We start from the raw sequence: 19281 nt of genomic DNA, 5'->3' as shown, positions 1-19281 counted from the left end.
TAGGGGGATTATACATGAAATTTTTTGAAGAAAATTATTCACAAGAAATACCTACTCGTATCAAAAATTTAAGAAAAAAATACAATATTACACAAAGCGAACTAGGCAATGCAGGTCAAGTTAGTCAAGTTGAAAGTGGTAAGCGACCAATTACGAGTTCGATGTTAGTTTATTTAAATGCTCTAACCGCTTCGAGCTATACGTATATCGTTTTTGGAGAGTTAGATGAGTTTATTGAGAATCTGTTTCATTATTTTTTCAGTTCTATTTTATATAGAGATTTAGAGGCTGTAGATGAAAAACTATATTCTTTCATGAGTGATGATTTAATTTCAATCCAATCAAGTTGTCTAAGTATTGCCAAGACATTTGCAAATTTCAATATTCAAAGAAAAAGATTTATGATTTCTACTGAAACTGAAATGGATACTTTTCACAAGAAAGATGACATTGACGTATGGGTTGGTGGAAAAAGTTATAACCCCGCTAGAAGTTTTAGAACCCGTACCATCAATGAATTGACTGTCATTGATTTTGAAGAAATGTTTGATATTCTTTGGTTGATGTTAGGGGATAATTTAATTAAATCATTTGAAGTTAATGTCTGTGGTATCCTATTTGAATTAGGCGGAAATGACATACCCTCAACATTTAGGCAAGAAAACATTGATCCTCTCATCAATCAATGGTGGTATGATAATGTTTCGACAGAAATTATCCCTAATCTAATAAAAAAACTCAAAGAAAATCCCTTGTTTAATATCGGATTTATGGTAAATGATATATTAGAAAGAATGTATAAAGAGAATATTCCAAAATCTTACCTTACATCCGTCCCGTTAGTTATTTCTCAAAAAGGAAGAACAACCTCTTCGTTTAGTATGACTGGTGGTCAACAAATAGATGGAGTGAAATTCAAACAGATATCTGAGGACTATATGAAATTACTCAGTCAAGGTAAGGATATCACAGATTTATATCAAAAATATTCTAAAGAAGAGTTGGCAAATCTAGGCATTAATATTTATCAATCCAATGATATAGAAAGGACTGAGGAAAGAACTTTTGATGAAATTATCAGTTGGGTTTCCAACCCTTATGCAACAAGACCAATTCAAGAAAGGCACACTATTCAATTAGAGCCAACAAGATTTTCACTAGAGGATAAGAAACGTATTGAAAAAATTGCCTCTCAGGGAATAAACGACATCGACCTTGTTGATTTAGTTGAACTCTATGATATCAATTTAGATAATACAAATGTCACTCGCTATATTGAGGGATTATTGACGAATAATACACAAGTAACATACTATTTCCAAGAACAATTAAACGAGGAATTACTCGCAATGGCTTCGGCTTTAGATAGAGTTCAACAAGCATTTATTAAACTATTAAGCGAAGGAGAGATACGCAAATTTGCTCTTTAAAAACTAGGTGAATCGCCTAGTTTTTTTTGCGCTTCGTTTTACAAATTAGTCTATTGAAGTAAAAAAAGAAGTAAAAAATAAAAGAACATTATGCCTTATACTGAATATATCAAGAAAAACTCTTGATAAAAATTTTAATAGTCCAAATTGATGGCCATCAAAGGACAGATTGAAATAAATATGATGATATGACGATAAAGGTCATGTCTTGCATAGAATTGTTTCGCTGTTTCTTTGTTGTGCCTTTTAGCATACTCAGCGTTCAATATTTGCTCATTTTGTTTCCTTCTGTCCAAGGACGGAAAGGAGCTCATCATTATGAGCAATAAAGTCAAAGAACGCCGTGAGCGTAAAATCGAAGAAGCTATTAAAGCTAAAAATTGGGACGAAGTAACCCGTTTGCTTCAACAAGAACAAAGTAACGCAGAACGCCGTGATCGTTACCACCATAAACGAAGCATGGAAGAATACATATCTCGTAATGACGGAAAACGGCGTGAACGCTATGAAGTAGTTGCAAGTTCTGATTTGAATCCTGAGGAAGCTTTAATTCTAGAAGAGTTAAGACAAGCTATTCGTGAAGCTAAAGCAGCCCTATCAGAAATTGACAGTAAGATTGTTGAAATGATAGCGGAACAAGGTTCAAGCTATAAAGAAACGGCTCGCTATATCACTGAACATTATAAGAAAATGAGTGATGTAACTGTTAAATCCCATTATTGTAAAGCGCTAAAAAAATTAGCTCCTTTATTAAAAGCTTACCGCTAATCCCTCAAATCCAGTGACAGAGTCACTGGATTTTTTGTAAAAAAAATTAAAAATTCAACAAATAACTTTGCGTTTAGCTGTCTCATTCTCCTTAGTAATGAGGAGGTGGTCAGATAACCTAAAAAACAAAGTCCAGCTCATGACCCAAACCGAGCCTGTCGCATACACACTATCTCTTATTCATAAGGAGGATTTGCCCTATGGCGTTCAAAATGAAAACCACAAAAGGTGGTTATACAACTACATTGGCTGATAAAATTATCAGTCAAAAACAACCGATTTACTCACTTAGTACCGAACTTGAACCACAACAACGGTTTGAAGAAGGAAAACCGACTGGAGAAATCGTAGCCTATAAAGCATGGTTTGTGCAGGAAGGGCAAGACCCTTTCCAAGTGAAATTTGAAGATACGATTGAACTTCCAGCTTTTCAATCTATGATTCAATTTGACACCCTACAAGCGTGTGAAGTAAAATATAACGTTTACTTCAAAGCAAATGGTATCAAGGAGGTTCGGTAATGACTTCACAATCTCGTGATGTGCTGAACCAATCTTACCTGCAATCTTACCTGCTCCAGAGCCTAAACATGGCTCTGGGGGCTTTAATGCAGGGAGAAACTAGCTACACCAATTCTTTTAATATTGTCATTCAAGAAGACGGCTTTGTTTTTGTCCCTCGTCTGCCATGTGCCTATATCCTTGATGATGACTTGTACAAGAAAATCTTTCTGATTGCCAATGCTTCACTTTATCCACAATTCACGCTCCTAAAACAAAATGCTACCTATTTTGTCCCTCTAGAAACGGATGACTTACACATTCAACGTGGTTTATTCTTCCCTTGGCAAAGAGGAATTTCAGAACGTTTAGCGATTCCTGATTTGGATAAGTTTTCAGCCAGATTACCACATGGGAAAATCCCTATCATGAAGCACTTTGAACTCAACCTGGAAAGGATAAACCATTGGGCTATAGCAGGTTCGTCGGGTTCTGGGAAATCGTACGCTCTCACTTACTTTTTGAGTGTACTGAAGCATATGTCTGACTTAATTATCATTGACCCTAAATTCGATACACCAAGTCGTTGGGCAAGAGAAAATCAAATTGCGGTTATCCATCCTGTCGAAAATCGTTCAAAATCTGATTTTGTTTCACAGGTCAATGAACAATTAAGTCAGTGCACAAACCTCATTCAGAAACGACAAGCTATTTTGTATGATAACCCCAATCATCAATTTACTCATCTAACCATTGTTATTGATGAAGTCCTAGCTTTATCCGAGGGAGTCAATAAGAATATCAAAGAAGCCTTTTTCTCCCTACTCTCTCAGATTGCCTTACTAGGACGTGCTACCAAAATCCATCTGTTTTTGGTAAGCCAGCGTTTTGACCACAATACTATTCCAATTTCCGTTAGGGAACAGCTAAACGTAGTGTTGCAAATTGGAAATATCAATCAGAAAACTACTCAATTTTTATTTCCAGACCTAGACCCAGAGGGTATTGTTATTCCAATAGGACATGGGACAGGTATCATTCGAGTTATCGATAATGAACATCCCTACCAAGTTCTGCCCTTACTCTGTCCAACCTACTACACTAAACGAGGTATTCTATGACCAATAAAACCTACTTTATGAGAAGTTTTAATCTCATACTATATTTATTTCTATTTGCACCTATCTGTTCTGCATTTGGCTGGTTATTCAATTATCTTTCCGTTCAATTAACAAATATCACGTTTGTCAATTTAGATACGGTCAAAAGTATTACGGATATCATTAGTTCCGTTTGTCATGGATTTGCACTTATTTCTCTTCTACTTGCCTTATTTTTGGTAGGATTAGAAATAATACAACGGTTGAAAACAGATAGTCTTTGGAACTATATCCAATCTGTCTATCACACTTTTCTGTTGCGACACTTCCTGTTTCAGCGTGAACGAGTACAGAAGATAAGCAATCTTGAACATCAGACGGTTACTACTATCAACCCAATCCATAACGGATTTAACCGAGCTGTTCGTAAGTGTATCGTAGATATACGAAAAGATACCATCACTATTTTTCTAAAAGTCCCTAGAGACCAACAAGGGCAAAAAATCCTAAAAGAGATGGAAGCACAATTAAAAGAAGAAATCGTCAGCCAACACGCAGACTATTATTTCTCCTCTCCTATTCGAGTTCGTAACCAATTGTGGTTCACTGGACAAAAACGTTAATCCCTTGGGGCTGTGGCTTGCGTTAAGCAAAAGCCAGACAGCCCCTTTTTATATTCTTTTCTATCATGACCTATTGGGGTGACTACGACCCCCAATAGGTCAATAATCAATAATCACAAAAAATTCAATTTTTTCAAAAAAACTTTGCATACGACCTGTCATTTCTCCTTAGTAATAGAACCCAAAAGAAATGAGGTAACTGCCTATGGCAAAAGAACAGCGCTCAACCAAATGGACGTTTCTCTTCTATGAGGAAAGCGCACCAGAGAACTACTTGAATATATTAGAGGAACTCCATATTCCGTTTATTCTTAGTCCTTGGCACGATAAGGACTTTAATAGACAGACGGGAGAGTTCAAGAAATCGCACAAACACGGTGCTTTCTTCTTTGATTCACTGAAAAGCTATTCACAAGTATCAAATATCATCAGTGACAAACTAAACGGTCCAGCACATGTGGAGGTAGTTATGTCTCCCACTGGTTTATTTGACTACTTTACCCATGCGGAAAATCCAGATAAGACCCCCTACAACATTGAGGATATTGAAGTCGGTTGCGGCTTTAATTTAGAAAAATTCTTGATGGAGATGAACTCCTCGGATTTTATACATGAAGTAGTTGATATTATCGAAGAGAACGACTTTACCGAATTTGAAGAATTGGTCTGGTATGCCCGAGCAAACAATACCAATTTACTATCTCTAATCATTGAACGTACGTATTTCTTCGCCAAGTACCTAGATTCACGACGATATAATCCTAATCGACTCCATAATTCAAACACAGAGGAGAAAAAAAATAATGAATAACGAAAAATTAGAACAAATTGAACAATCATTGCAAACACTTATCAAACTCATTCAAATCAAAGAACAGAACATACCACCAAAGATAGTACAACAGAGAGAATTGCTAAAACAGCTAAATATCTCTCCAAACACACTAAAAACATGGGAACGAAAAGGATTAAAAAGATTAGAACCTCCAATTGAGGGAACACGAACTGTCTTCTATTTACTAGATGATGTTATTAACTTCTTACAATCCTAATATTGAAAATTTGTGCTAAAATAGTTTTATCTAAAAGAAAGAGTGATAACTATTTTAGCCTACTTCAATATCCCTGAAGAAAGGCAAACATGGAAACTGAAACAATTATCCATAATGGCAAAAAGGTCATTAAAAAAATCAAAAAAGATAAATCCATTTCGTATACGCTCAAAGGAGCATTTCTCGGTAAAGATGTTAAAACTGGCAAACAAGTCACAACAACTATTACTGCAAAAACACTTAAGCAGCTTGATAGAGAAGTTATTCAAGCTCGCTTAGACTTTGAAAGAAATGGATTTACTCGAAAAGAGAATGTGTCTATTAATACGCTGGAATATTTAGCCGAAGCTTGGTTTCAAGCTTATCAAACTTGGGTTAGTTCACATAATACATTAAATAGGGTAAGGGGTTACCTAGATAATTATATTATCCCTAAATTCGGAGATTACAAACCAGATAAAATTGAATCTGCGGATATTCAGCTATGGTTAAATGACCTAGCAAAGAAATCAAAAAAATCAGTTGAATCAGGTGTAAAGCGTGCAAATAAAGGATGTGCAAAAGATTTCGGTGCTGTTATTCATAAGTTGAAAGATATTTTTGACTATGGCATTACTAACTATGATCTGACTGCTAATCCCGTAAATGCTATCAAGATTCCACCAAAGCCAAAGTCTAGTAAGAAACGTATCATGGTTTTACATGATGATAGTCTTGCTAGGTGGCTTAACTATCTTGAAAGCTTAGATAATAGTAGAGCCAATCGACGGTTTAAGCTGATTTGTAATACACTCTTAGCTTCAGCCTTGCGCATAAATGAGTTATTAGCATTGACAATTGATGATTTGAACTTTGAAGAATCCTCTATTAGTGTCAATAAAACATTACTTTGGAAAACAGCTAACAAAAAGACCGGAACAAAAGGGAAAGTTATCTGTAAAGCAACACCCAAAACTGATGCAGGCAATCGCTCTATTCCAGTTCCTTTGTCTATACTTGAGGAACTTCGAGATTTTCACAATGAAATGAACGAGTATCTCGAATTGCACAACAGACATAGAACAAAACTGATTTTCCCTACAATCTATGGGAACTATATGTGTGATAGAAACGAGAGAACAACTCTTAAGAAAAGGTTAGTAGGTCTTGGATTACCAAACTATGGTTTCCATTTATTCCGACATACTCATGCTTCAATGTTGCTCAACGCTGGCACAAATTGGAAAGAACTCCAAGTCAGAATGGGACATAAATCAATTTCAACTACAATGGATACTTACGCTGAATTAGCACCACAACGAAAGTTAGAAGCTGTGGGTATTTATCTTGAAAAGATTGCTGAACTAACGCAATAACTACTCTACCATTCACTCTACCTTTTATTATGTAGCATTCTAAAAACATTGATGTACCAACGTTTCTAACAGCTAAAATAGAAATTATTTAACTCTTACAGAAGTTAAGTAAGCATACCTAACTCAAAACGCCTTACTGGGCGTTTTTTGCTTTATTGGCTGGCAGTCTTTAGCTTTTCAGGAGAGATTTATGGCATTTTATCTTTGGATGTTTCCTCTACTTTTTATCTTTCACGATATGGAAGAAATTATCGGTCTTGTCCCTTGGATTCATCTCAACGAAACCTTGCTGGCCCAAAAGGCTCCAACTATTCTCAAAATCCACAAAGAAATGACAACAGAGGGATTTGCCCTCACTGTTTTTGAAGAGTTTATTCTTGTCTTATCCATCACTTTATTAGCGTATTTTAGTCAATCTAGAACGCTCGAACTAGTTTGGTTAGGGGGATTTGTAGCCTTTGCGCTTCATCTCTTGCTCCATGTCGGACAATCACTCCTTCTTCGCAAGTATATTCCTGCTCTGATTACTTCTACCATTTGTTTTCCTGTCAGTGCTTATTTGATTACAGACGTCGTACATTTATGGCAGGTTTCGACTAGCGAATTTTCCCTATTTTCACTGGTCGGTTCAGACATTGTCGTCATCAATCTCCTCTTTGCTCTCTGGCTTGGGAGAAAGTATTCCATCTGGCTTGCCCATTACCATTAACAAAAGTTCCTTGCAATTTCAATTTGCAGGGAATTTTTTATCCCCCTTCACAGTTAAGAAGTGTTCTATAGTTTTTTAAGACAAAGCAAAAAGCCCACTGTTGTAGGCTTTCTGTAAGATATTTTTTAAAATTAAAGCATTTTGTTGTAGAATTCAACGACAAGTGCTTCATTGATTTCTGGGTTGATTTCGTCGCGTTCTGGCAAGCGAGTCAATGAACCTTCCAATTTTTCAGCGTCGAATGATACGAATGCTGGACGTCCAAGAGTAGCTTCTACTGCTTCAAGGATTGCTGGAACTTTCAATGATTTCTCACGAACTGAGATCACTTGACCTGGAGTTACGCGGTATGATGGGATATCAACGCGTTTTCCGTCAACAAGGATGTGACCGTGGTTTACGAATTGACGAGCTTGACGACGAGTAGTCGCAAGACCAAGACGGTAAACAACGTTATCCAAACGACGTTCCAAAAGAAGCATGAAGTTGAAACCTAGGATTCCGCCTTTGATTTTTGTAGCTTGTACGAACAAGTTACGGAATTGTTTTTCACCTACACCGTAAGTGAAACGAAGTTTTTGTTTTTCAGCCAATTGCAAACCGTATTCTGACAATTTAGAACGGTTGTTTGGTCCATGTTGTCCTGGTACGTAGTTACGACGTGACAATTCTTTACCTGTACCTGTAAGTGAAAGGCCAAGGCGACGAGCTTGTTTCCAAGATGGTCCTGTATAACGTGACATATGTATGTCCTCCTAAAAATAAAAATATTTTGGCGGAAATAGTCACTTAGAAAGCCCTGATTCGTGCAGATGCCCTTCGCCTAAACAGCCAAGGTTACTTGTCATAAGACACCTGTTGACGAGCTTCATGCTTTCCTGCTGCTATTTCACACAAAGGCTATTGTACCATGAATAGCTAGATTTGTAAAGGGGTTTTAAGCTTTATTTTCATTGCCAGAGAGGTTGAGAACGAGGGTAAAGGTGCTTCCTAGGCCGTACTGGCTGCTGACTGTGATTTCCCCACCCAATTGATGGGCCAATTCACGCGCAATCGCAAGACCAAGACCATGCCCACCTGTCTTCATGTTACGCGAAGTTTCGACACGATAAAGGCGTTTAAAAATATTTTCCAAATCCTCTGGGGCAATGCCCTGACCCTCATCGGTCACACTGATTGAAAGCTGGCTACTCTCCAGCTTAGCTACCACCTCCAGCTTGGTTCCTGGAGCAGAGTATTTAAAAGCATTATTGACCAGATTCACCAAGATACGAGAAAGCTTGGCATAATCTCCCTCAATCCGAGCAGACTCCGGGATTACCTGCAAGTGAACATCTCGCTCCTCACGCTCAATCAAGAACTGAAATTCACTCATGCACTCAATCAAGAGCTGGTCCAGAAAAATGCTGTCTTTGCTGGCAGTTTTCACCTGAGTTTTAGCTGTGTTTAGTGTCAAAAAATTCAACTCCTCAACCAGTTTATTGAGTCTTTCCGTCTGGCGTCCAATGGTTGCTAGATAATGGGCTTGTTCTCCTTCCTTGATAACCCCATCCAAAATCCCTTCTACCGTCGCTTGAATCGAAGTGATGGGGGTCTTGATATCATGCGATAGCTGGGCAATCATCAAACCCTTTTCTCGTTCGCTTTCTTCCAAGGAATCAAAGGTCGCCTGCAAATCATGGGACATTTCATTGAAAGCTTGGCCTAATTGCTGAAATTCCACAGGACCTTGAACCTCCAGATTTGATGGAAAATCCTTGTCTGCTACCCGCTTAGCATGTTCCTTGAGTTTGTCCAATGAAGTAAAAACCGGCGATAGGAGAAAGAGACTAATCCCAGCACCGACAAAACTAGCCATGAGAGTCATCCCCACTAGGAAATAAATCTCTCTTTCTTCAATTAACATTCGCTGGATGGCCCAAAAAACCACGATAATCGTTAGAAGTGTTGAAATGATGTACCCCACTAAAATGTAACTTTTTAATTTCATTGACTACCTCGTGCTTTCTCAATTTTGTAGCCCAAGCCCCAAACAGTTTTGATGGTGGGTGTTTCTGAACTAGCATGTTTAGCCAACTCCTGTCGCAGAGCATGAATATGAACATTCAAGGTATTGGTATCATCCACGTAGTCTTCTTGCCAGACCTTTTCATAGAGGTCTGTCTTAGAGAAAACTCGCTCTGGATTGCTGGCTAGAAGCCATAGAAGTTCGAAGGATTTGACTGTCAAATCAAGCGCCACATCTCCGACTTGAACCTCATGGCTAGCGTGATTCATCCGTAAATCCCCGAGACTGATAACTTCTGTCTCACCTCCACGATGAAGGCGCCGCAAGATATTGTGGACGCGCAAAACCAGTTCACGAGGGCTAAAGGGCTTGGCAATAAAGTCATCTGCCCCCAAGCTCAGGCCGTAAATCTTGTCCTGCTCACTGGTCTTAGCCGTGATAAAGAGAAAAGGCTGATCCGGAGATTGATACTGGACCTCACTAATCAAATCATAACCATCCATCCGAGGCATCATGATGTCTGTAATAATCAAATCAATCGGTTTTCGCTTGAAAATTTCTAAGGCCTCTACTCCATCATGGGCCACCAAAACCTGATACCCTGCCTGAACCAGATAACGTTGATGAATATCTGTGATTTCCACCTCGTCGTCAACGAGTAAAATTGTCTTTCCCATCTGTCTCTCCTTTGAAAAAAACAGTGCTATACCACAATAGTATAACACTATTTTAATCTCTTTACGAACATTCTAAACGATATCTGGATTTTTCAAATCCTAGATAGAAAGTCTGTAGCTAGACTAGTCATTCTCCTCTTTTTTAGCTTTCAAACCGAGGCCACCTAGCAGTCCAGCCAAGGCGAGTCCAAAGAATCCAAGAGTAGCCATTGATGTTTGAGCTTCACCAGTATATGGAAGCATGTCTTTTTGGTCTTTCATTTGATCGGCCATCATTGGATTTGACGCCTTGTTAGTAGCTGCCATCTTGCCTTCATCAGACATTTTGCTTGAGGCTGCTGGAGCTTGGTCTTGTTTCATGCTTGGTGTTGCCATAGGCTGGCTAGCATTCATGGTTTTATCCTGCTCTTTGTTAGGCATCATCTTATCCTGACTAGCAGCTGGCACTTTAGATTTCATCTCATTGAGGGACTTATACCCATTCAAGTTCACTGTCAATTCTTTAGTCGCTACGAGGTTAGTCAAATCAGGCTTGCCGTCTTTTGCACCGTACACCTTGATAGTAGCTTTATAGCTTTGCGTACCATTTTGTTTCAAGAGGTCAAGCAGCTCTTTATCAGATTTTCCTTGGGTGCCTGCCAAGTCTACTTCGTAGAAGTAAAGGCCTTTGCCCAATTTCTCTACTGGTGGGAGAGCAGGATTTTTAGCTGTTCCGTTGTCGGACCACGGAGCCTTATCGGATGCTTTCAAGATAAGACGAGTCAACATACCGTCACCAGCGAAGAATTCGTATGGAATGACTTGGTTAACACCAGCTGTAAATGGTCCTGGGAAATTGGCTTTGTCAAGGTAGCTAGCTGGGACATCTACTGTATCTTTGGTGTTGTCGGCCACTCCTTTTTGCACTTCAGCTGGAGTGGTCGCTGGTTGCGCTTCACTGGCTTCACGGTCTTGTCCAGAAACTGTAGACGCAGGACTTTCCACAGGTTTAACTGCATCTTCTGTTTGTTTCTTAGAGTCAGGTTGTGCTTGCACTTCTTCTTTTGGTGCCACTACTGGCTCTTTAGCAGTTGCGTCCACTTTTTCTGAAGAGCTTGTAGTATCCAAGCTTGCTTTAGGTGCTGAGTCTGCTTGTTCTGAAGGAAGAGCTACATCGACTGCTTTTTTGAGAACCTCTGCTGGTAAGTCGCTCTTTTCACTCACCGAAGCAACATCTGGCACGACTTGGGCAGGAGTCGGATTGACGACATCAGCACGAGCAGAACTTGGTTGACCGACTAGGACAAAGAAGCCACTAGCCACAACAACTGAAGCAACACCGACACTGAGACGGCGAATAGACCAACGAGTATATCTCTGATTTGTATTGAATTTCATAGGATTCTCCTTAGAGTTTTCTTTTTTTGATGACTCTAGTATAATCTCCTAAAATTAAAAAGGATTAAGAAAAAGTTAAAATTTTTCTTAAATCCCTCTTATAAAATACTTATATTGACTCGTTAATCATTTGGAAAGAGAGTAACTCTTCCTCTCCTACTCACTCAGTTCAGCTAGGGTATCCAAATGTTGGTTATTAATGACTGCCATGATGTAGGCATCTGCCTGCAAGAGATCATTAGGTCCGAATTGAACATCCAGAGGAGCGTTTTCGTAGGCACGAAAACCAAGTACGTTGAGGTTGTATCGCCCACGTAGATCTAACTGACTGAGGCTTTTACCTACCCATGATTGAGGGATTTTCATCTCGACGATCGAAACATTCTTGTCCAGCTGAAAGACATCCACGCTGTTATGAAAGAGGATGGTCTGTGCCAATGAGCGCCCCATCTCAAACTCTGGTGAGATGACTGCGTCCGCGCCAATTTTTTCTAGAACCTTTTTAGCTGTATGGCTTTTGACCTTGGCAATGACGGTTGGCACTCCTAGACTCTTGCAGTGCATAACCGCGAGAACACTGGACTCCAGATTTTCCCCCGTTGCGACAACTACGGTATCACAGGTGTCAATCCCCGCTGATAGAAGGAGTTCTTCATCAGTGATATCTCCAACTACCCCACGCGCCAGCACAGGTTCAAATTGATTAATGCGTTCCTCGTGGTCATCAATAGCAATGATATTCATGTCATGCTTGGCTAGGGCAGCCAAAACACTGCTCCCAAAAATTCCCAAGCCTAAAATTCCAATTGTCCGATCTGACATCGTTTTTCCTTTCTTATCCGATAGTGATATCTGCTTTCATATAGTGAATCGTATCTTTCTTGTCTGGCTGGTATTCCGCTACACTGACCAGTAGTGTCAAGGGACCAATACGGCCAATAAACATCAACAACATAACGATACTGAGGGCTAACTTACCTAACTCCGGTGTTAAATTTGCCGTTACCCCAACAGTTGCAAGTGCTGAAATAGTCTCAAACATGAGGTAGATAAAGCGCGGAGTTCCTTCTGCGGTTACCCCTAGTAGAATCAAGCCCAGCAAGAAGGTCAGCAAGAAGATAATAAAGACACTGAAAGATTTTTGCACGGTTCGGGGTTCAATGGTCCTCCGAGCTACATTGGCATGAGGCAAACCCAATAATTCACTGCGAGCAAAGACCAACAAGACAAAGAAGGTCGTAATCTTGAGCCCCCCTGCTGTCCCTCCAGGTGCCCCGCCCAGAAACATCTGCAAAATGTAGATCAGTAAGGTAACTGGTCGAGCCTGGGTGTAGTCAATGGAAGCAAAGCCTGCCGTTCTCATGCTGACAGTCTGGAAGAAACTAACCAGCAGTTTCTCTGGGACGCTGAGATTTCCAATCGTCCCAGGATTGTTCCACTCAATTAAGAGAGTCGATACTGTTCCAAAGAGCAAAATTCCCGCCGTTAGAAAGAGAACCAGCTTGGTATGGAAACGCAGGCGTCGTTTTTTCTTTTTCCAAAACTGAGTCGCTAGATCAAACCAGACCATAAATCCTAGACCACCCGTGATAATCAAGCCTGCAATCACTAGATTGATCAAGGGGTCCGTTTGAAAGGCTAGCAAACTCGTACTTCCAAAATTATCAAATCCAGCATTGCAGAAAGCTGAAACAGCCAAAAAGATAGAGGTTAAAATCCCTCGCCCAAAGCCAAATTCAGGAATAAAGCGGAAACTCAAGAGAAAGGCACCGAGCCCTTCCACCAGAAAAGTCGTCAGAAAGATTGAACGGATGAAATCCTTTAGAGACTGGGTTTCTCCATAACTAAAACTTTCTTGAATAGTCTCACGGCCACGAAGACTGAGCTTTTGCTTGCCTTGGATATAAAAGATTCCGATAAAGGTCATGAGCCCCAAACCACCGATCTGGATCAAAATCATACAGATCAACTGGCCCCAGATATTGTAAGTAGAGGCTACCGGCTGGGTAAAGAGCCCTGTCACACAGACCATAGACACAGTCGTAAAGAGATGGTCAAAGTAGGTCGCTTGTGACGTTTCTGCTTGCACAAAGGGGAGGCTTAAAAGGAGCGAGCCCAAGAAGATTACTAAGGCAAAACTTAAAAAGATGCGACGGGCTGGCGATAAACGTCCCAATGTCGTCTTGATTTTTTCCAAAAAAGATTTGAATAACATAGCTACATTCTACCATAAAAACAGTAAGAACACTCACATGTGGTGCACAATGGCAAGACAGAGTTCGAGTGCCTTATCAAAAGCTTCTGCGCCCCAGTCACGACTGTCGTAGTTATCTAGATCCGCTAAGGAATCTGCGGTAAAGAGCAACTCTCCCCAGACAACCCCACGTAGCTGGGCTACTGCCGCAAGAGCAGAGCACTCCATCTCCACAACAGCACAGCCTTCTTCCTTGCGATAGGCAACCTTTTCAGCCGTCTCTCGATAAAAACCATCTGTCGTCCAGGTCATGACCTCCTCGTAAGGAATGCCTCTTTGTTCCAAGACTTGCTCAATGGCATAGATAGCCTCAATCTGCATCTCCATATAACGAGAAGGCGCTGCATAGTGGTAGCTGGTCCCCTCATCTCGCAGAGCGCGAACAGGGACGAGAAAGGCATTTTCCTCTATATCGGCTAGGACTCCACAAGTACCAGTGGAAATGATTTGCTCCACACCATAGCCAATCAACCAATCCATAAACTGGGTCGCTGGGGCTGAGCCTACGGGCGCCTGGGCTAGACAGATTTCCTCGCCCTTGTAGTTGAGGACGTAGACTGGATAAGTCTTGGTGGCCGAAACGAACTCACCAACACAATCCGCCCCTACTTCCTGAGCATAGCGGTCAATCTCTTCCTCCAAAAACGCATAGATGCACTTCTTTGGCAACTTTAAGTCCAATCCCTCGTGATTTGGCATAAGGACGGCCTGAGGATTGTCATCAAACTCTAAAATGGGAATCGCATGTTTCTGAATCATAGCCCACCTCCTCTAATTTTGTACTATTGTATCAAAAGCTGACGGAGTGTCAAGGAGTTACCTTTACATTTCCTCTAATAACAACACAAAAGTCTCCCTTCTCTTTCGAGAAAGGAGATTCTTTTTTATCCTTGTCCGCCAGGGGCTGGACCGCCGCCTTGAGGGCCTCCATTTGGTCCACCGCCACCAGGCATAGAATTGACGATTTCCGTTTGTTTTTCGCCGTTGAGATAGATATCTCCACCTGTGTAGGCCGCAGTTCCATCAAAGTCAAAACCTGTTTGACCTGTCATTTTAATGATTCCTCCAGTAACCGTCACGTTCCCGTTTGAGTCGATTGGGTCTGTGTCCCCTTGACCGACTTCTACTGTCAGGTTCCCACCGTTCATGGTGAAGAAGATTTCACTTTGTTGGGCGTTTTTATTAGCCGCGTTGACTCCATCATCTGTTGAATAGATGGTAATGTCCCCACCGTTGATAGTGATTGACTTACCTTCAAGTCCTTCGGTGGAATTCTTGACTGTGTAGGTCCCACTATCGATGACAAGGTCTCCAGAAGCGTGGATGCCATCATCCCCTGCTGTAACGGTGATGTTGTTGTTAGATAGGTACATGGTTCCGACTGAAGTATCCTCGTCATTGTCCACCTTGACTCCATCTTCTTTAGCATCGATGGTCATGGTTGTACCAGTGATATTGAGTTCATCATTTACATTAAAGGCATCGCCAACCGCTGTGATGTTATAGGTTCCACCTGTGATGTGGAGGGTGTCGTTAGCCTTAATACCATTATTTTTCTTACCTTCTACATTAAGAGTGCCTTTCCCGTTGATGGTTAAATCCACCTTAGAAAATAAGGCTGCGTCGGCTTTTTCGTCGCTGTTCGAGCTTGAGTCAGAGAGACTGTTGGTTGTTCCTTCTGCTAGAGTCAGGTAGACATGACCAGCTGATGTAGCAGATATCACTGCATTGGTGTTGGTCATGGTGACACCTTTTAAGACTAGCTGAACATCTGCCGACTCATCTGCCTCGACCTTGATCTGCACTCCATCAGACTGACCTGAAATCACATAGGTTCCAGATTTTGTGATGGTTACTGTTGAGCCAGAGACTGTCACGCCATCTCCAGAGACGTTTGCAGATGAGCCAGATAGCTCGATCTTAGAAGCTGTGCTTTCATTATAGGAAGTATCATAGTCCTTCTCTGTGAAATAGGAAGATGGATTTGTTTTGGTTGAAGTTGTTCTTGCATTATTTGTAGTTGCATTGGTATTGGATGTAGTTGTTGACTGGGCACATGCTGCCATCAGCACCATTGCTGTTAGACTCGTTGCGAGTAGGATCCATTTTTTTGATTTCATACCTTTTTCCTCTCCTTCGTATGATATAGCTAGACAGTCTACAGAAGATTCCTGAAACAAAACTAAAACTTTTCTGAGAGTTTCCTTAAATTTAGTTTCGCCTAGTATTTTTTTGAAAAGGCTACTAGAAACAATTTAAGAATACTAAAATACAGTTAATAGTTTTTAAAACCAACATCCCCCAGTGCCATGTCTCCCTAACCAAAAAGAAGAAAAATTTATAAGACTAAGGTAAAGATTACAAAAAGAACAGCCCCAGCTGTTCTTTTTAATTTTCTTTCACAGGGATTTCCTTGATAACTCGCGCAGGATTGCCACCTAGGACAACATTGTCTCCAAAGGATTTGGTAATCACAGCTCCTGCTCCCGCCACTACGTTATTTCCCAGTGTCACTCCAGGAAGAACAATGACACCACCACCAGCCCAGAAATTGTCACCGATGGTGATGGGCTTGCCGTATTCGATCCCTGAATTGCGCTCATGCGGATCCAGTGGATGGAGTGGGGTTAAGAACTGACAGTTGGGACCAATCATAGCATTGTCACCAATCCGAATCGGGCAAACATCCAGCATGGTCAAGTTCCAATTGGAGTAGAAATTTTCCCCGAGATGGATATTAATTCCATAATCAACCACCAGGCGTGGATTGACATAGAGATTTTGCCCAGTTGAACCAAACCAACTTTTGATAATCTCCGCCCCTTTCAAGGGATCTAACTCCTGGTTGAAGTCTGTCTGCTTCTGACGTGCTGTCTGAGCCAAGCCCCGCAACTCAGGATCAAACGGATGATAGGGTTCTCCCGCTATCATTTTCTGGTATTCACTGGTCATCTTATCACCTCACACTTACTTTGACGCCATCATATCAAAAAGGCTTTGAAAGGTCAAGAATAAGCTGGTCTAGGACTTCTTTCTAGACTCTCGAAACCATTCCCCATCCCAACTCAAAACAACTTGCTTGACAAAAGCTTAACTTCATGGTTTAATATACCCCATAAGGGTATATTTGGAGGTGCCTATGTTTCACTTATTATTTACAAAAATTGACAGTATTTCTACCAGCGAGTTAGAAGCTAAACTCAGAGAACCGATTCAGCTACTGGATGTTCGGACGCCTACGGAATTCCATAGAGGTCATATCAAAAATGCCAAGAATGTCCCTCTATCCGAAATCGGATCTTATACACCAGCGACAAAAGAAACACTTTATGTCATTTGTCATTCTGGTGTGCGCAGTAAGATGGCTGCGAAGAAGTTAAAGAAAAAAGGCTACGATGTCATCAATGTCCGAGGCGGTATGAGTGCTTGGACAGGCAAGGTCATCTAGATTTATAAAGGAGAGAGTCAATGAAAATTATCATTGTCGGGGGAGTTGCAGGCGGAATGTCAGCAGCAACCCGTCTCAGACGTCTCATGGAAGACGCTGAAATCACTATTTTTGAGAAAGGTCTCTTTGTTTCCTTTGCAAACTGCGGACTTCCTTACTATGTTTCAGGAGAAATTGCAAACCGTGATAGTTTATTGGTCCAAACTCCTGAAAGTCTCAAGGCCCGATTTAATCTCGATGTGCGCCCATTTCATGAAGTCATCCAGATTTCGCCAGAAGAACACACTGTGACAGTGCGACACGATGGACAGGAATTCACAGAAAGCTATGACAAGTTGATCCTCTCCCCAGGAGCTAAACCATTTGTTCCTGCCATTGAGGGTTTGGCAGAAACTAAGAATACCTATACGCTCCGCAATGTTCCCGATCTCGATGAAATTATGGCAGCCTTGGACAATCATCCAACAGAAGCTGTCGTTATCGGTGCAGGCTTTATCGGGCTTGAAATGGCTGAAAATCTGGCCAAACGTGGATTGCAAGTTACTATCGTTGAGAAAGCGCCCCATGTCTTGCCACCATTAGATCACGAAATGGCGGCCTTTGTCCAAGCAGAATTGCTGGCAAACGGTGTTCGCGTTATCACTTCTCAGTCTGCGACTCGATTTGAAGACCAAGGAAAAGTCATCATTCTCGAAAACGGTCAAGAGATCACTTCTGACCTCACCATCCTTTCTGTTGGTGTTGAACCTGAAAATGGACTGGCTAAAGCTGCGGAGATTGAACTGGGACTCCGTGGTGGGATTCTGGTCGATGAACATTACGAAACCAGTCAAAAAGATATTTTTGCAGTTGGGGATGCCATCGTCGTCAAGCAAGAGATTACGGGCCAAGATGCCCTCATCTCTCTAGCTTCTCCTGCCAATCGTCAAGGACGACAAGTAGCGGATGTCATCGCAGGACTCGGTCGTACCAACAAGGGCAGTATCGGTACTGCCATCGTTCGTGCCTTTGATATGACAGCTGCTTCGACTGGTCTCAGCGAACGTATCCTTGTCATGAATCAACTTCCTTACAAGGCCCTTCATGTCAGTGGGAAAGACCACGCTGGTTATTATCCAGGCGCTACTGATATGACCTTGAAGCTTCTCTTTGAACCAACCACTGGAAAAATCTATGGTGCCCAAGGAGTTGGGAAGAAAGGTGTTGACAAGCGAATTGATATCCTAGCAACTGCTATCAAGGGAAATCTCACCGTCTTTGACTTACCAGAATTGGAGTTCACCTATGCGCCACCATTTGGCTCCGCTAAGGATCCCGTCAACATGCTGGGCTACGCGGCCTTGAACCTAATCGAAGGTTTAAGCGACAATATTCAATGGTACCAGCTCGAAGACGAACTGGCTACTGGTAAGAAATTCTTAGATGTACGGACAAGTGGCGAATTCCAGAGTGGTCGACTCAGAGTCGATACCATCCACATCCCCCTAAACGAACTACGAGAACGCTTGGACGAACTGGACAAGAATCAAGCCTACATCGTTAGCTGCCATAGCGGTTTGCGCAGCTATATCGCAGAGCGTATCCTCAAACAAGCAGGATTTACCGTCCAAAACCTTGACGGCGCTTATTCACTGTACAAAATGGCTAACCCAGAAGGAGTAGAATATGGTAACTAATATCAGCATGGCTAACTTTTATGAAAAATATCAAAATGAAAAACTAGATCTTATCGATGTACGTGAAGTACATGAATTCCAAGCAGGACATGCACCAGGTGCCAAAAATCTTCCGTTAAGTACCTTGGAGCAAGACTACAAAGAACTCAAACCGGACCATGAATACCATGTCATATGCCAAGGTGGAGTGCGTTCTGCCTCTGCCTGTCAATTTCTCAGCGCCCAAGGCCTCACCGTTACCAATGTAGAAGGTGGTATGAATGCTTGGCCTGGTCAAGTAGAATAAGTAAAAAACCGATTAAGA

The 19281-nt window shown here is 41.3% G+C and carries 20 protein-coding genes and 2 pseudogenes; 12 read left to right on the top strand and 10 right to left on the bottom strand.

Features of this window, described 5'->3' with window-relative positions; genetic code table 11:
* Positions 1-14 precede the first annotated feature (14 nt).
* The 9 genes from FGK98_RS00750 to FGK98_RS00710 all read left to right on the top strand — a co-directional run bounded on the left by FGK98_RS00750 (position 15) and on the right by FGK98_RS00710 (position 7537).
* Positions 15-1430: a helix-turn-helix domain-containing protein gene (locus tag FGK98_RS00750; RefSeq protein ID WP_171011093.1), complete on the top strand. Its 1416-nt coding sequence runs from the start codon at positions 15-17 to the stop codon at positions 1428-1430.
* Positions 1431-1748: 318 nt separating this feature from the next.
* On the top strand, positions 1749-2198 hold the full coding sequence (locus FGK98_RS00745; RefSeq protein ID WP_117280649.1) for an RNA polymerase sigma factor: 450 nt from the start codon (positions 1749-1751) through the stop codon (positions 2196-2198).
* A 200-nt stretch (positions 2199-2398) separates the two neighbouring features.
* On the top strand, positions 2399-2719 hold the full coding sequence (locus FGK98_RS00740; protein WP_000874693.1) for a hypothetical protein: 321 nt from the start codon (positions 2399-2401) through the stop codon (positions 2717-2719).
* On the top strand, positions 2719-3819 hold the full coding sequence (locus tag FGK98_RS00735; RefSeq protein ID WP_138099649.1) for a type IV secretion system DNA-binding domain-containing protein: 1101 nt from the start codon (positions 2719-2721) through the stop codon (positions 3817-3819). The genes FGK98_RS00740 and FGK98_RS00735 overlap by 1 nt, the downstream gene beginning before the upstream one ends.
* Entirely contained in the window at positions 3816-4421 is a 606-nt protein-coding gene (locus FGK98_RS00730) for a hypothetical protein (RefSeq protein ID WP_000182709.1), read from the top strand. The genes FGK98_RS00735 and FGK98_RS00730 overlap by 4 nt, the downstream gene beginning before the upstream one ends.
* Before the next feature lie 205 nt (positions 4422-4626).
* Complete coding sequence (locus tag FGK98_RS00725; RefSeq protein WP_138099648.1) at positions 4627-5232, top strand: replication protein; 606 nt, start codon at positions 4627-4629, stop codon at positions 5230-5232.
* Complete coding sequence (locus tag FGK98_RS00720) at positions 5225-5473, top strand: MerR family transcriptional regulator (RefSeq protein WP_084871079.1); 249 nt, start codon at positions 5225-5227, stop codon at positions 5471-5473. Before FGK98_RS00725 ends, FGK98_RS00720 begins: the two co-directional genes overlap by 8 nt.
* Positions 5474-5562: 89 nt before the next feature.
* Complete coding sequence (locus tag FGK98_RS00715; protein WP_138099647.1) at positions 5563-6828, top strand: tyrosine-type recombinase/integrase; 1266 nt, start codon at positions 5563-5565, stop codon at positions 6826-6828.
* A 190-nt stretch (positions 6829-7018) separates the two neighbouring features.
* Complete coding sequence (locus FGK98_RS00710) at positions 7019-7537, top strand: HXXEE domain-containing protein (RefSeq protein WP_138099646.1); 519 nt, start codon at positions 7019-7021, stop codon at positions 7535-7537.
* Positions 7538-7668: 131 nt separating this feature from the next.
* On the opposite strand, the gene rpsD is transcribed toward FGK98_RS00710, so the two are convergent.
* The 10 genes and pseudogenes from rpsD to FGK98_RS00665 form a co-directional block, all read right to left on the bottom strand.
* Positions 7669-8280 (bottom strand): 30S ribosomal protein S4, encoded by a 612-nt coding sequence (gene rpsD, locus FGK98_RS00705; protein ID WP_138099645.1) that lies wholly within the window; start codon positions 8278-8280, stop codon positions 7669-7671.
* Positions 8281-8474: 194 nt separating this feature from the next.
* The gene (locus tag FGK98_RS00700; RefSeq protein WP_138099644.1) at positions 8475-9527 is read right to left on the bottom strand and encodes a sensor histidine kinase; all 1053 of its coding nucleotides are present in this window, start codon (positions 9525-9527) and stop codon (positions 8475-8477) included.
* Positions 9524-10222 (bottom strand): response regulator transcription factor, encoded by a 699-nt coding sequence (locus tag FGK98_RS00695; RefSeq protein WP_138099643.1) that lies wholly within the window; start codon positions 10220-10222, stop codon positions 9524-9526. The genes FGK98_RS00700 and FGK98_RS00695 overlap by 4 nt, the downstream gene beginning before the upstream one ends.
* 123 nt (positions 10223-10345) lie before the next feature.
* Positions 10346-10468 (bottom strand): annotated as a pseudogene (locus FGK98_RS10245) (LPXTG cell wall anchor domain-containing protein); the annotation flags it as partial.
* Between the two features lie 198 nt (positions 10469-10666).
* Positions 10667-11599 (bottom strand): annotated as a pseudogene (locus FGK98_RS00690) (SSURE domain-containing protein); the annotation flags it as partial.
* A 156-nt stretch (positions 11600-11755) separates the two neighbouring features.
* Positions 11756-12421, bottom strand: coding sequence for a potassium channel family protein (locus tag FGK98_RS00685; RefSeq protein ID WP_038806509.1), 666 nt, complete (start codon positions 12419-12421; stop codon positions 11756-11758).
* Positions 12422-12434: 13 nt separating this feature from the next.
* On the bottom strand, positions 12435-13814 hold the full coding sequence (locus FGK98_RS00680) for a TrkH family potassium uptake protein (RefSeq protein WP_138099641.1): 1380 nt from the start codon (positions 13812-13814) through the stop codon (positions 12435-12437).
* Between the two features lie 33 nt (positions 13815-13847).
* Positions 13848-14612: a nucleoside phosphorylase gene (locus tag FGK98_RS00675; RefSeq protein ID WP_138099640.1), complete on the bottom strand. Its 765-nt coding sequence runs from the start codon at positions 14610-14612 to the stop codon at positions 13848-13850.
* Positions 14613-14737: 125 nt separating this feature from the next.
* Positions 14738-15973, bottom strand: a complete 1236-nt coding sequence (locus tag FGK98_RS00670) for a carbohydrate-binding domain-containing protein (RefSeq protein WP_138099639.1) — start codon at positions 15971-15973, stop codon at positions 14738-14740.
* 268 nt (positions 15974-16241) lie between these two features.
* Positions 16242-16805 carry a sugar O-acetyltransferase gene (locus FGK98_RS00665; RefSeq protein ID WP_138099638.1) on the bottom strand — a complete coding sequence of 188 codons (564 nt, stop codon included), beginning with the start codon at positions 16803-16805 and terminating at the stop codon, positions 16242-16244.
* A 187-nt stretch (positions 16806-16992) separates the two neighbouring features.
* Between FGK98_RS00665 and FGK98_RS00660 the strand changes: the two genes are divergently transcribed.
* The 3 genes from FGK98_RS00660 to FGK98_RS00650 are packed head-to-tail and all read left to right on the top strand — an operon-like array spanning position 16993 to position 19263.
* Positions 16993-17301: a rhodanese-like domain-containing protein gene (locus FGK98_RS00660; RefSeq protein ID WP_045616666.1), complete on the top strand. Its 309-nt coding sequence runs from the start codon at positions 16993-16995 to the stop codon at positions 17299-17301.
* A 20-nt stretch (positions 17302-17321) separates the two neighbouring features.
* Positions 17322-18977 (top strand): FAD-dependent oxidoreductase, encoded by a 1656-nt coding sequence (locus FGK98_RS00655; protein ID WP_138099637.1) that lies wholly within the window; start codon positions 17322-17324, stop codon positions 18975-18977.
* Positions 18967-19263 (top strand): rhodanese-like domain-containing protein, encoded by a 297-nt coding sequence (locus tag FGK98_RS00650; protein WP_138099636.1) that lies wholly within the window; start codon positions 18967-18969, stop codon positions 19261-19263. The genes FGK98_RS00655 and FGK98_RS00650 overlap by 11 nt, the downstream gene beginning before the upstream one ends.
* The last annotated feature ends 18 nt before the right edge of the window (positions 19264-19281 follow it).

Source organism: Streptococcus australis, from assembly GCF_901543175.1.
Lineage (GTDB): Bacteria > Bacillota > Bacilli > Lactobacillales > Streptococcaceae > Streptococcus > Streptococcus australis_A.
This window is presented reverse-complemented; position numbering and strand designations above follow the sequence as displayed.